The 12,469-nt window shown below is 55.3% G+C and carries 13 protein-coding genes; 5 read left to right on the top strand and 8 right to left on the bottom strand.

What is annotated here, in order from left to right; translation table 11 throughout:
* The first annotated feature begins 241 nt into the window (after positions 1-241).
* The 5 genes from DK872_RS13690 to cysE all read left to right on the top strand — a co-directional run bounded on the left by DK872_RS13690 (position 242) and on the right by cysE (position 3,463).
* A complete protein-coding gene (locus DK872_RS13690; RefSeq protein WP_007369516.1) occupies positions 242-673 on the top strand; it encodes a rhodanese-like domain-containing protein in 432 nt (143 codons plus the stop codon).
* A gap of 48 nt (positions 674-721) precedes the next feature.
* The gene (grxC, locus tag DK872_RS13685) at positions 722-973 is read left to right on the top strand and encodes a glutaredoxin 3 (RefSeq protein ID WP_007369517.1); all 252 of its coding nucleotides are present in this window, start codon (positions 722-724) and stop codon (positions 971-973) included.
* Between the two features lie 39 nt (positions 974-1,012).
* On the top strand, positions 1,013-1,480 hold the full coding sequence (gene secB / locus DK872_RS13680) for a protein-export chaperone SecB (RefSeq protein ID WP_007369518.1): 468 nt from the start codon (positions 1,013-1,015) through the stop codon (positions 1,478-1,480).
* Complete coding sequence (gene gpsA / locus DK872_RS13675) at positions 1,480-2,499, top strand: NAD(P)H-dependent glycerol-3-phosphate dehydrogenase (RefSeq protein ID WP_007369519.1); 1,020 nt, start codon at positions 1,480-1,482, stop codon at positions 2,497-2,499. Before secB ends, gpsA begins: the two co-directional genes overlap by 1 nt.
* Before the next feature lie 142 nt (positions 2,500-2,641).
* Positions 2,642-3,463 (top strand): serine O-acetyltransferase, encoded by an 822-nt coding sequence (gene cysE / locus DK872_RS13670; protein WP_007369520.1) that lies wholly within the window; start codon positions 2,642-2,644, stop codon positions 3,461-3,463.
* 186 nt (positions 3,464-3,649) lie between these two features.
* Here cysE and trmL read toward each other — a convergent pair whose 3' ends face one another.
* From trmL to DK872_RS13630, 8 genes are all read right to left on the bottom strand, one after another.
* On the bottom strand, positions 3,650-4,123 hold the full coding sequence (gene trmL, locus DK872_RS13665; protein WP_035886777.1) for a tRNA (uridine(34)/cytosine(34)/5-carboxymethylaminomethyluridine(34)-2'-O)-methyltransferase TrmL: 474 nt from the start codon (positions 4,121-4,123) through the stop codon (positions 3,650-3,652).
* A gap of 36 nt (positions 4,124-4,159) precedes the next feature.
* Positions 4,160-5,347, bottom strand: a complete 1,188-nt coding sequence (gene lldD / locus DK872_RS13660; RefSeq protein WP_007369522.1) for an FMN-dependent L-lactate dehydrogenase LldD — start codon at positions 5,345-5,347, stop codon at positions 4,160-4,162.
* On the bottom strand, positions 5,344-6,120 hold the full coding sequence (lldR, locus tag DK872_RS13655; RefSeq protein WP_035886775.1) for a transcriptional regulator LldR: 777 nt from the start codon (positions 6,118-6,120) through the stop codon (positions 5,344-5,346). The genes lldD and lldR overlap by 4 nt, the downstream gene beginning before the upstream one ends.
* Positions 6,117-7,772: an L-lactate permease gene (gene lldP, locus DK872_RS13650; RefSeq protein WP_149288165.1), complete on the bottom strand. Its 1,656-nt coding sequence runs from the start codon at positions 7,770-7,772 to the stop codon at positions 6,117-6,119. The genes lldR and lldP overlap by 4 nt, the downstream gene beginning before the upstream one ends.
* A gap of 262 nt (positions 7,773-8,034) precedes the next feature.
* Positions 8,035-8,397, bottom strand: a complete 363-nt coding sequence (locus DK872_RS13645) for a YibL family ribosome-associated protein (RefSeq protein WP_007369525.1) — start codon at positions 8,395-8,397, stop codon at positions 8,035-8,037.
* Positions 8,398-8,450: 53 nt separating this feature from the next.
* Positions 8,451-9,038, bottom strand: a complete 588-nt coding sequence (mtlR, locus tag DK872_RS13640; protein WP_090397976.1) for a mannitol operon repressor MtlR — start codon at positions 9,036-9,038, stop codon at positions 8,451-8,453.
* The gene (mtlD, locus tag DK872_RS13635; RefSeq protein ID WP_035886773.1) at positions 9,038-10,201 is read right to left on the bottom strand and encodes a mannitol-1-phosphate 5-dehydrogenase; all 1,164 of its coding nucleotides are present in this window, start codon (positions 10,199-10,201) and stop codon (positions 9,038-9,040) included. Before mtlD ends, mtlR begins: the two co-directional genes overlap by 1 nt.
* A 119-nt stretch (positions 10,202-10,320) precedes the next feature.
* A complete protein-coding gene (locus DK872_RS13630) occupies positions 10,321-12,231 on the bottom strand; it encodes a PTS mannitol transporter subunit IICBA (RefSeq protein WP_079517232.1) in 1,911 nt (636 codons plus the stop codon).
* Between the last annotated feature and the right edge of the window lie 238 nt (positions 12,232-12,469).

Below are 12,469 nucleotides of genomic sequence, written 5' to 3'. Positions count from 1 at the left end.
CCTCTTGCTCAGAAGACAAAAAAATTTTGCGTAATTTTACTACAGCTGAATCGATAAAATAGCCGCAGAAGATCAAAGAAAGCGGCTGCCTGTGGAGCTGATTTACGGGTGTTTCTTTCTTTTTTTCGTAACACTCCGCAGAAAATGCATTCCATCGCGCTCGCTGGCTGTATTTGCCACACTGCGCAGGTATACTCCTTTCCTGGTTTTTTAATCACTAAGTCGGGAGCTGTTACCCCAGATGCAAGAAATTATGCAATTTATTAGCCGCAACCCCATACTGTGTATCGCCTGGATTGCGTTATTCGGGGCTGTATTATTCACTACTTTCAAAGGCCTGGCGTCGAAAGTAAAAGTGATTTCTCGCGGCGAAGCCACACGCCTGATCAACAAAGAAGAGGCTGTCGTTGTGGATTTGCGTCAGCGTGATGATTTCCGAAAAGGGCACATTGCAGGCTCAGTTAATTTGCTGCCAAACGAGATCAAAGCCAATAATGTAGGTGAGCTTGAGAAACACAAAAGCGCGCCAATTATCGTTGTTGACGGTAGTGGCATGCAGGCGCAGGCGCCGGCAAATGAGCTGGTGAAAGCGGGCTTCGAGAAAGTCTTTGTGCTGAAAGATGGCATCTCTGGCTGGATCGGTGAGAATCTGCCACTGGTTCGCGGTAAATAATTGCTCCGGCGAGCTGCGGCTCGCAGGGGAGATCAGGAGACTAAAGTCATGGCCAATATTGAGATCTACACGAAAGCAACCTGCCCGTTCTGCCATCGCGCAAAAGCGCTGCTGAGCAGCAAAGGCGTCGCTTTTGCTGAGCTGCCTATCGATGGCGACATGGTAAAACGTGAAGAGATGATTCAACGTAGTGGCCGTACAACGGTTCCGCAGATTTTTATTGATGCACAGCACATTGGCGGCTGTGACGATTTATATGCGCTGGATGCGCGTGGCGGGCTGGATCCGCTTTTACGTTAATGCTTTTAAAGCACTACAACACTTAAGGGTTATTCACTCATGTCTGAACAAAACAACACCGAAATGACTTTCCAGATTCAGCGTATTTATACGAAAGATATCTCTTTCGAAGCGCCGAATGCACCGCACGTCTTCCAGAAAGAGTGGCAGCCGGAAGTGAAACTGGATCTCGACACAGCCTCCACGCAGCTGGCTGAAGGCGTTTATGAAGTCGTATTGCGCGTTACTGTCACGGCTTCTCTTGGTGAAGAAACCGGCTTCCTGTGCGAAGTGCAGCAGGGCGGTATCTTCTCTATCGACGGTATCGAAGGAACGCAGATGGCGCATTGCCTGGGTGCATACTGCCCGAACATTCTGTTCCCGTATGCCCGTGAATGCATCACCAGCCTGGTATCCCGCGGTACATTCCCGCAACTGAACCTTGCGCCGGTTAACTTTGATGCGCTGTTCATGAACTACCTGCAACAGCAGACTGGCGAAGGTGCTGAACAACATCAGGATGCCTGATGAACGCACTTAATGCTGCAATGACTGTGATCGGTGCCGGCTCTTACGGCACCGCTCTTGCCATCACGCTGGCAAGAAATGGCCACCAGGTTGTGCTGTGGGGTCATGACCCGAAACATATCGCGACCCTGCAACACGATCGTTGCAATGCCGCATTTCTTCCCGATGTGCCTTTTCCTGATTCGCTGCAATTAGAAAGCGACCTTGCGCGTGCGCTGGCCGCCAGCCGCAATATTCTGGTGGTCGTACCCAGCCATGTGTTTGGCGATGTGCTGTCACAGATAAAGCCGCTGATGCGCGATGATGCACGCATTGTGTGGGCAACGAAAGGTCTGGAAGCGGAAACCGGACGACTGCTACAGGACGTGGCGCGTGAAGTTTTAGGTTCGGCGATCCCGCTGGCGGTAATCTCCGGTCCGACATTTGCCAAAGAACTGGCGGCAGGTTTGCCGACGGCTATCTCGCTGGCTTCTACCGATCCGCAATTTTCTGAAGATCTTCAGCAACTTCTCCACTGCGGCAAAAGCTTCCGTGTTTACAGCAACCCGGATTTCATCGGCGTGCAGCTTGGCGGCGCGGTGAAAAACGTGATTGCGATCGGCGCGGGAATGTCTGATGGCATTGGTTTTGGCGCGAATGCTCGTACGGCGCTGATTACTCGCGGTCTGACGGAAATGTCGCGTCTTGGCGCGGCGCTGGGGGCCGATCCGTCCACCTTTATGGGCATGGCGGGTTTAGGCGATCTGGTGCTGACCTGTACCGACAACCAGTCGCGCAACCGTCGCTTCGGCATGATGCTTGGCCAGGGAATGGATGTGCAAAGCGCACAGGACAAAATTGGCCAGGTGGTGGAAGGTTATCGCAATACCAAAGAAGTTCGCGCTCTGGCGCACCGGTTTGGCGTTGAAATGCCAATAACCGAGGAAATTTATCAGGTATTGTATTGCGGAAAGAATGCACGCGAGGCAGCATTGACACTATTGGGTCGTGCTCGCAAAGACGAACGCAGCAATCACTAAATACACTTCTTCTTGTTGCCTCTTTGTTGGCTAAGCCTGTGTCCCCGGTGGCTTGTATAAGTACCAGGGCGCACGGGCTTACTGCTTTGACGCATCCTGAATACTTTTGTTTATTGAAACGCAGATATTCCTGGAGTAAGCAATGCCGTGTGAAGAACTGGATCTGGTCTGGAATAATATCAAAGCCGAAGCCCGGGCGCTGGCGGAGTGTGAGCCGATGCTTGCCAGTTTTTATCATGCAACGCTACTCAAGCACGAGAATCTGGGCAGCGCCCTGAGTTATATGCTGGCGAACAAACTGGCTTCGCCGATTATGCCGGCGATTGCCATCCGTGAAGTGGTGGAAGAAGCCTACGCTGCCGACCCGGAAATGATCGCCTCCGCCGCCTGCGATATTCAGGCCGTGCGCACGCGCGACCCGGCGGTGGATAAATACTCCACGCCGCTGCTCTATCTGAAAGGTTTTCACGCCTTACAGGCCTATCGCATTGGTCATTGGCTGTGGTCACAGGGCCGTCAGGCGCTGGCAATTTTCCTGCAAAATCAGGTGTCGGTGAGCTTCCAGGTGGATATTCACCCGGCGGCGAAAATCGGTCGTGGCATTATGCTCGATCACGCCACCGGTATTGTGGTTGGTGAAACCGCCGTCATTGAAGACGACGTCTCGATTCTCCAGTCGGTTACTCTCGGCGGTACCGGGAAAACCAGCGGCGATCGCCATCCGAAGATCCGCGAAGGGGTGATGATTGGTGCCGGAGCGAAAATTCTCGGTAATATTGAAGTCGGACGCGGCGCGAAAATCGGTGCCGGTTCGGTGGTGCTACAACCCGTGCCGCCGCACACCACTGCGGCCGGGGTTCCGGCGCGCATCGTGGGCAAACCCGAAAGCGATAAACCGTCGATGGATATGGATCAGCATTTTAATGGGATCAACCACGGGTTCGAGTACGGCGACGGCATCTAATTTTCCGGCTATTTTACTCGCCAGTTTGAACCAGGGCAGTGCTCAAAATCCTCACGTACATTGTGTACGCTCCGATTTTTCCGCGCTGTCCGTGTTCTGTCTGCCCTCGCCAATAACGCCAGAAAAATTGACGCGTTAACACCAACTTCCAGGTCGGATAAGGCATTGCCGCTATCCGACAATCCGTTAACTCCGCAGCACCGCGCCGGGATAGCCCAGCTGGCGCCAGGCTTCATACACCACCACGGATACGGCATTTGACAGGTTCATGCTGCGGCTGTCCGGCATCATCGGAATACGGATTTTTTGCTGTGGCGGCAGCGCATCAAGGATCGTGGCGGGCAGGCCGCGCGTTTCCGGGCCAAACATCAGATAATCCCCGTCCTGAAAACTAACCGCGCTGTGTGCAGGGGTACCTTTAGTGGTGAGCGCAAACAGGCGCTGCGGCTGCTGAGTTTCGACAAACGCAGCGTAATCCGCGTGGCGCTTCACGGCAGCGAACTCATGATAATCCAGCCCCGCGCGGCGCAGACGTTTATCGTCCCAGGTAAAACCCATCGGTTCGATAATGTGCAGGCTGAAACCGGTATTGGCGCACAGGCGAATAATGTTCCCGGTATTGGGTGGGATTTCTGGTTCAAATAATACGATGTTTAACATACTGCCCCCTTAATAGCGGGGGCAGGATAGCACTCTCTAAGCCGCATCGCCATGCGTCAGCGGCGCCAGCGCGGCGGGTAGCTGGTGGAGCGTTTGTACCAGCGATTCTTTGCTGATTTCGCGAATCGATTTCGCGCCGGTCAGCGTCATTGCCACTTTCATTTCTTTCTCGATCAGATCCAGCAAGTTCGCCACGCCCTTGCGGCCATGCGTTGCCAGCGCATACAGATACGCGCGGCCCAGCAGCACGGAATCGGCACCGAGTGCAATCATACGCACTACATCAAGACCGTTGCGAATACCGCTGTCAGCCAGAATGGTGATATCGCCTTTTACCGCATCGGCAATCGCTGGTAATGCACGGGCGGAAGAGAGTACGCCATCCAGCTGGCGGCCACCGTGGTTGGAAACCACAATGCCATCAGCGCCGAAACGCACCGCATCGCGGGCATCTTCCGGATCGAGGATCCCTTTGATCACCATCGGGCCGTCCCAGAATTCGCGGATCCACTCCAGGTCTTTCCAGGAAATGGAGGGATCGAAGTTCTTCGCCAGCCAGCCAATATAGTCTTCCAGCCCGGTCGGTTTGCCGAGATAGGCGGAAATATTACCCAAATCATGCGGACGGCCATTTACCCCCACATCCCACGCCCATTGTGGATGCAATACCGATTGCACATAGCGGCGCAGGGCGGCATTGGGGCCGCTCATTCCGGAATGGGCATCGCGGTAGCGCGCGCCCGGCGTCGGCATATCCACGGTGAAGACCAGCGTCGAGCAGCCTGCGGCTTTTGCCCGCTCCAGCGCGTTACGCATAAAACCGCGATCGCGCAGCACATAGAGCTGGAACCACATCGGGCGTTTGATGGTTGGTGCCACTTCTTCAATCGGGCACACCGAAACGGTGGAGAGTGTGAATGGAATGCCTTTCGCATCGGCAGCGCCTGCGGCCTGCACTTCGCCACGACGGGCATACATACCGCACAGCCCGACCGGTCCCAGCGCCACCGGCATACTGAGCTTCTCATTGAATAGCGTGGTGTCGAGGCTGAGCGTGGACATATCCTTCAACACCCGCTGGCGCAGCGCCACCTGTGACAAATCTTCCACGTTGCGGCGCAGGGTATATTCGGCATATGCGCCACCGTCGATATAGTGAAACAGGAACGGCGGCAAAATGCGTTTTGCCGCTGCGCGATAGTCGCTGGCTGCGGAAATAATCATGCTTTTTTCTCCCTTGAATGCGAATTCTGCTCGTCGGGCAGGCGGGTGATGCGCGCCTGGCGGGCCTGATCTTCATCAAATTGTCGGATAGTGGTATGCACAAAACCGAGGTGCGCCATCATCGCCTGACGCGCGCCATCAGCATCGCCCGCGAAAATGGCGTCCATCACCGCGCGGTGCTGTTCGGTCAGACGGGCAAAAACGGGCGGCACGAGATACATGCGCTGGCGGCTCTGTTTTACCGAGGATTGCAGCAGGTCGAAGAAGCCGCGCATCGTTTGCAGCAGCACCACATTATGCGAGGCTTCTGCAATGGCGAGATGGAAACGCACATCCGCCTGCGACGCGAGATCGGGGTCATCCGACTGCGAGGCGTCAAAGCACAGGGCAATCTTCTCTTTATCCGCTTCGGTGGCGCGCATGGCGGCATGCCATGCGGTGCTGGCTTCAATGGCGTGACGGGCTTCGAGGATATCAAAGCTGTAATCGGGGTCATCGCTGAGCAGCGTTTTCAGCGGCTGAACAATATTCTGTTCTGACCAGGTTTCGTGCTGCCAGCGTACAAAAGTACCGCCGCCGCGACGGCTCAGCAGCACGCCTTCGCTGACCAGTTTCGCAAGGGCTTCACGCAACGAATTGCGCGAAACCCCAAGCTGTACGGCCAGCTGGCGTTCGGCGGGCAGTTTCATGCCCGCTTCCAGTTGTTGTTCAGCAATCAGCGCCCGAACGCGGTCTGCAACCTCGTCAGCCAGGCGTCGGGGTAAGACCGTCATGGGATCATCCAGGTCAGTACATAAGCCTGAAGTGTGGTGATCACACCCACCATGCAGGTGAAAATCAGGCTGTGTTTAACGGTAAAGCGGAACAGGTCCGACTCTTTGCCAACCAGTCCGACCGCCGCACAAGCAATGGCGATCGACTGCGGCGAGATCATTTTGCCGGTGACACCGCCGGTGGTGTTGGCTGCGACCATCAGCACATCCGAGACGCCGATCTGCTGAGCGGCGGTCGCTTGCAGCGCGGCAAACAGCGCATTCGATGACGTGTCGGAACCGGTGAGAAATACCCCCAGCCAGCCGAGGAATGGCGAGAAGAAGGTGAAGGCGCTGCCGGTATGTGCCAGCGCGAGTGCCAGCGTCGACGACAGCCCGGAATAGTTCGAGATAAAGGCGAAGGCCAGCACCATACCGATCGAGTAAATCGGCAGCGCCAGATCTTTCAGCGTACTGACAAAGGTGCTGACCGCCTCTTTTGGTTTCATGCGCAGCCAGACAATTGACAGGATCGCCGCGAACAGAATGGCGGTGCCGGTGGCAGAGAACCAGTCGAATTTATACACCGCGGCATACGGCGTGGCGGCACTGACAACCGGCGGCATGCGGGCAACCAGCTTGTCGAGATGCGGCACGGAAATATTGAATACCCAGTCATACAGCGCGCCGCCTGGTGCAAACAGCGCTTTGAACGGCGGTACGCTCCACAGCGTGACGGTTGCTGTCAGGAACAGGAACGGCGACCAGGCGCGCAGAACCTGCCCGGCACTGTAGTGCGTGCGTTTTAAATCGAGATCAACCTGCGCCGCACTCATATCGCCAAAGCGGAAGATGCGCACCGGCCGCCAGCGTTTCAGGAACAGCGTCAGGCACACCAGCGAAACCAGCGACGAAATGATATCCGGCAGTTCCGGGCCGATAAAGTTGGAGCTCAGATATTGGGCAACAGCAAACGAGCCGCCCGCCACCAGCACCGCAGGCCAGGTCTCTTTCACGCCGCGCCAGCCATCCATAATCGCCATGATCCAGAACAGCACGATAATGGTCAGGAACGGCAACTGGCGGCCTACCATCTGGCCAATCTCAAAGCTCTCCAGCCCGGTGACCTGGCCTGCGACCAGAATCGGAATACCCATCGCGCCAAACGCCACGGGCGCAGTATTCACAATCAGGCATAAACCGGCGGCATACAGTGGATTAAAGCCCAGCCCGACCAGCAATGCGGCGGTGATTGCCACCGGCGCGCCGAACCCGGCCGCCCCTTCGAGAAACGCGCCAAACGAGAAGCCAACAATTAACATTTGCAGGCGCTGGTCGGGCGTAATCGAGAGGATTGATGAGCGGATAATGTCGAACTGCCCGGTTTTCACCGAGATCTTGTAGACAAATACTGCCGCCACGATGATCCACGCAATCGGCCACAGGCCATAGAAGAAGCCGTAAACCACCGAGGCAAGGGCGTGATCCACGGGCATATGGTAAAACAGCAGCGCCACCGCAAGGGCGATGGCGACCGTCCAGCTCGCGGCCACATAGCCTTTGAGCTTGAGTTTTATCAGAGCAAAAAAGAAAAACAGGATCGGTAGCGATGCGATCAGACTTGATAGCCAGAGGTTCCCGGCCGGGTCGTAATTCTGTTGCCAGAGGCTCATGCAGGTGTCTCCCGAGAACCACAACAAAGCCGGTACGCGGTAAGTCTGTGCTTAACGCTGCGTCACAAGTTTTGTAAAAGTGGTCCTGCCAATGCGATGGTGTAGGGTTGGTGATAACGAATGGTTATCCAAATGTTGCATTTGGGCAATGGCTATGTGACGGGATTTGATGGAACTGTGAAGCAGGGAGAGAATCAAAGTGAAATTGGTAGGGCCAATTCAGATCGCCCCCGCGCTCAGCACGCGACAAGGGCGATACCGATTAGAATTCGCTTTTGGCAAAGCCAGTCATCACGTCGAGACCCATTTCGCGGCCCAGCGCCGTCATCGGGTGCACAACCACCAGCCCACGAACGCTTTTTTTCAGCTTACCGAGATCGGCCTGCTCTTTTTTGCTGATGGCGCGGCTGAACGGCATTTTCAGTAGCTTTTGCGCTTCTTTGCTCAGCTTCTGATTGTGCTGCTCGCGTAGGCGGGCAATTTCCGTCTCCAGCGTGGATTTCTCTTTTTCCAGTTCGGCGTATTTTTCTGCCGCATCGACTAAAGAGAGGTCAGCCTGCTGGTGGTGAATTGCATCGAGGCGGTCGCTCAGGCGCTTGATTTCGTTCTTTTCAACGTCTTTCATGGTGCTCAGTTTTGTTGGGGGAAAATGCAAGGATACAACATTTGCGGCGGCGCTTACTTATGGAATGCCTTTTTTAAGCTGATGCGGGAGATGAGCTCAGTCAATGAAAGCACCATGGTAGAGCGCACCACTTGCTGGTAGCGCTGTTTCTGCATGGCAAACAGATCGGCATCGCTGGTATCAAATTGCGGGGTTGGCGGCAGGGCGGCCACGCAATGCAGTTCGCCGAACGGACCGAGAATTTCATCGTCGGTAAAGGCGTATTCCGTACCGTCGTGATTCAGCTCTTCACGCAGCGCCATCAGGAGCTCCGCGTCTTCATACTCCGCACGGGAAATCACGCCCAGGCCGTAAATCAGCTTCAGCCGTACGGATAAATTGCCCAGCGGTCCATCTCCGTCAAGCAGCGGCTCTACAGCATATTTCACCGCGTAGTCATCTTTGCGAAATACCTGCAACACCAGAATATTGATGGCTTCATTGAGCAGTTCAACGGCAGCAATCAAAAAGCTTCGTACGGTTTTGCCCGCATTCAGACGCTCGAGTACACGGTTTTCGAAAGCCTGCGTTTGTTCCATTATTGCCTGCATATCTGACAATTTCGTTAACTGGCGCGGGGATTCCCGCGCCAAAACCGGCATCATGCCTTTGCGTTATATGCGTCGATGGCTTCGGTAACGACCGGGCTGTTAGCATCCAGGCCAGAAATTTGCGCCAGCGCAGCCTGCGGGCCTTTCTCTTCGATAAGCTGGGCCAGCTCCTGCGCCTGCGGATCCTGCTCACTGCGGTAGTGCATCGCAGCGGCGATACCTTTCACCAGGTTTGCGTGCGGCAGGTTGTACTCCAGCGTACCGAGCAGCGGTTTAATCAGACGGTCGCCGGCGCTCAGTTTACGCAGCGGCTGACGGCCAACGCGTTCCACATCGTCTTTCAGCCACGGGTTTTCAAAACGACCGAGGATTTTCTGAATGTACGCAGCGTGCTTTTCGGGATCGAAGCCATAACGCTTGATCAGTACCGCGCCGCTCTCTTCCATTGCGCCTTTCACTACGGCGCGGATAGCGTCGTCGAGGATGGCATCGCGAATGGTCTGATGGCCGGTCTGTTTTCCAAGGTACGCGGTTATAGCATGCCCGGTATTCAGCGTGAAGAGCTTGCGCTCAACAAATGCCATCAGGTTATCGGTTAACTCCATGCCAGGAATGGCTGGCAGCGCGCCTTTGAACTGGGTTTTATCAACAATCCACTCGCTGAAGGTTTCCACTGTCACTTCCAGCGGATCGTTGGTGGCGGATTCCGCTGGCGGAACGATGCGGTCAACGGCCGAGTCGACAAAACCGACATGCTCTTCCACCCACGCTTTATCGGCATCGGCCAGTGCGGCGATCACATGGCCTTTCAGTTGGGTGGTGCCGCGTACCATGTTTTCACAGGCAATGATATTCAGCGGCGTGTTGATGCCCTGCGCTTTGCGCTTCGCCAGACCTTTGGCAATCGCCGGGGCGATACGCTCCAGAACAACCGGTCCCACGGCAGTGGTAACCAGGTCGACGTGCGCTATCAGGTCAATCACTTCATCACCGATGCTGCTGACAGCGTTGACGCCGGAAACGGTATCAATCTGCTGTTTTTCTCCCACAACGTGAACCTGATAGCTATGACGGGCATTCAGGGCGTCGAGCACCACCTGATTCACATCGGCGAATGTCAGTTCAATCCCCGCGTCGGCAAGCAGTTTGCCGATGAAGCCACGTCCGATATTACCTGCGCCAAAATGTAATGCTTTCATAGAATTAACCTTCATAAATGTTTTACCCGAGAGGGCCTGGGTGAAGGAACATATACCGTTCTCCTCACCCTGACCCTCTCCCCGAAGGGAGAGGACAAAAGCCCGGTAAGCATTTTGCTACCGGGCTTTGGGGATTACTTGTTCAGCAACGCCAGCACTTCTTCAACGCTGGAAGTCTGAGCCAGACGTTCAATGACCGTCTCATCGTCCAGTGCGTTCGTCAGGCTGGTGATCACCTGGATATGCTCGTTGTTACGTGCGGCGATACCGATGACCAGACGGGCGATGTCATCTTCTTCTTCGCCGAAACGTACACCTTGCGGATACTGGCAGAACACCACGCCGGTTTTCAGTACGCGGTCTTTGGCTTCCACCGTACCGTGCGGAACGGCGATCGACTCACCCAGATAGGTCGGGGTTAGTTTTTCACGATCCAGCATTGCTTGCACGTATTCCGGCTCAACATAGCCGCCTTTCACCAGTTGCTCACCGGCAAAACGAATCGCTTCTTCTTTGGTGCTCGCGCTGAGACCAAGGAAGATATTCTCTGCGCCCAGCTTGAACAGGTTGCTGTTGGCCTCATCAAAGCTGTCTTTCAGGCTGGTCGTCACCTTTGCTTCGTTGTCCGTGTGGCGCTGCGCGGCGACCAGACGTTCAGTCAGGCTGGTGTACAGGCCGCTGTCGAGGAAGTTGGTCAGCGAAATATGCTGCGCCTGCGGTACCTGACGCATTGCACGCTCGGTCAGATCGCGGTGCGTGATCACCAGGTCGACATCCGGCGGCAGGCTGTTAATTGCGCTGTTGGTCACTGAGATGTTGGTCAGGCCAGCATCCTGCACTTTCTTACGCAGTACGCCTGCGCCCATGGCGCTGGAACCCATACCGGCATCACAGGCCACGATGATTTTACGTACGTGGCTCAGGTCGTTGGTGACATCGCCAGCCGACAGCGGAGTTGCGCCTTTGGACTCAGCTTTCATGTCCTGTACGCGACGGGTAGCGGCTTCAATATCTTCATCTTCTTCTTTCACTTTGCTGGTTTTCAGCAGGATAGAAGAGATAACGAAGGAGACGACCAGCGCAGCCAGAATTGCCGTGATGTTAGCGAAGTAGGCACCTTTCGGCGTCATCGCCAGCACTGCCAGGATGGAACCCGGAGAAGCCGGAGAAACCAGACCGCCGTTCAGCACGCTCAGCGTAAACACGCCAGTCATACCGCCGAGGATCACCGCCAGCAGCAGACGCGGGTTCATCAGCACATACGGGAAGTAAATTTCGTGGATACCACCCAGGAAGTGGATGATTGCCGCGCCGCCCGCAGACTGTTTCGCGCTGCCGCGACCGAAGAACATATATGCCATCAGCACGCCCATACCCGGACCCGGGTTTGCTTCAATCAGGAAGAAGATGGACTTGCCGAGTTCGTGAGACTGCTGAATACCCAGCGGCGAGAAGATACCGTGGTTGATGGCGTTGTTGAGGAACAGGATTTTCGCCGGTTCAACAAAGATGGACGCCAGCGGCAGCATGTCATGCACAACCATGAAGTTAACGCCCGCAGCCAACGCTTTGGACAGCACTTCAACGGCCGGGCCGATGCCCAGGAACGCCAGAATGGCGAGGATCATACCGATGATGCCAGCGGAGAAGTTATTCACCAGCATTTCGAAACCGGATTTGATCTTGCCGTCTACAGCGGCGTCAAATTTCTTGATGCAGTAGCCGCCCAGCGGGCCGGCAATCATCGCGCCGAGGAACATCGGCATATCCGCACCGACGATAACCCCCATTGTGGTGATAGCACCCACCACGCCGCCGCGATCGCCGCCAACCAGACGACCACCGGTGAAACCGATGAGCAGCGGCAGCAAATACGTAATCATGGGGCCGACGAGTTTCGCCAGCGTCTCGTTTGGTAACCACCCTGTAGGAATAAACAATGCGGTAATGATACCCCACGCGATAAACGCGCCGATGTTGGGCATCACCATATTGCTGAGAAAGCGACCAAAGCTTTGCACCTTGATCTTGATATCGGATGACATAAAACACCCCTTCTTATGTTTACTATCGCACAGGCCGGAAGCCCGAGGTTTTGTTGTTAACGTGGCGGCAGAGGTAGCCGGACCTGGGTTATCTGTGAGGCGAAATCTCGCACCGAATTGCGTAACTGTCCAGACGATGGCCTTTAACGTGATGTTGATCACGCTAATGAGGGGGATACCCTGCCACTTAGAGTGATGTTCATCACAAAAAATCAGTGTAAAAAAAGAACAAAGGATA

The organism is Kosakonia sp. MH5, assembly GCF_009935945.1.
GTDB classification, from domain to species: Bacteria; Pseudomonadota; Gammaproteobacteria; order Enterobacterales; family Enterobacteriaceae; genus Kosakonia; species Kosakonia radicincitans.
This window is presented reverse-complemented; position numbering and strand designations above follow the sequence as displayed.

What these genes read in the sequence shown, in the direction of transcription:
- mtlR (WP_090397976.1), bottom strand. Translation starts at nt 9,038, where the DNA reads ATGCCGGTTTTGGCGCGGGAATCCCCGCGCCAGTTAACGAAATTGTCA.
- DK872_RS13630 (WP_079517232.1), bottom strand. Translation starts at nt 12,231, where the DNA reads ATGTCATCCGATATCAAGATCAAGGTGCAAAGCTTTGGTCGCTTTCTC.
- secB (WP_007369518.1), top strand. Translation starts at nt 1,013, where the DNA reads ATGTCTGAACAAAACAACACCGAAATGACTTTCCAGATTCAGCGTATT.
- mtlD (WP_035886773.1), bottom strand. Translation starts at nt 10,201, where the DNA reads ATGAAGGTTAATTCTATGAAAGCATTACATTTTGGCGCAGGTAATATC.
- cysE (WP_007369520.1), top strand. Translation starts at nt 2,642, where the DNA reads ATGCCGTGTGAAGAACTGGATCTGGTCTGGAATAATATCAAAGCCGAA.
- grxC (WP_007369517.1), top strand. Translation starts at nt 722, where the DNA reads ATGGCCAATATTGAGATCTACACGAAAGCAACCTGCCCGTTCTGCCAT.
- lldP (WP_149288165.1), bottom strand. Translation starts at nt 7,772, where the DNA reads ATGAGCCTCTGGCAACAGAATTACGACCCGGCCGGGAACCTCTGGCTA.
- lldR (WP_035886775.1), bottom strand. Translation starts at nt 6,120, where the DNA reads ATGACGGTCTTACCCCGACGCCTGGCTGACGAGGTTGCAGACCGCGTT.
- DK872_RS13690 (WP_007369516.1), top strand. Translation starts at nt 242, where the DNA reads ATGCAAGAAATTATGCAATTTATTAGCCGCAACCCCATACTGTGTATC.
- lldD (WP_007369522.1), bottom strand. Translation starts at nt 5,347, where the DNA reads ATGATTATTTCCGCAGCCAGCGACTATCGCGCAGCGGCAAAACGCATT.
- trmL (WP_035886777.1), bottom strand. Translation starts at nt 4,123, where the DNA reads ATGTTAAACATCGTATTATTTGAACCAGAAATCCCACCCAATACCGGG.
- DK872_RS13645 (WP_007369525.1), bottom strand. Translation starts at nt 8,397, where the DNA reads ATGAAAGACGTTGAAAAGAACGAAATCAAGCGCCTGAGCGACCGCCTC.
- gpsA (WP_007369519.1), top strand. Translation starts at nt 1,480, where the DNA reads ATGAACGCACTTAATGCTGCAATGACTGTGATCGGTGCCGGCTCTTAC.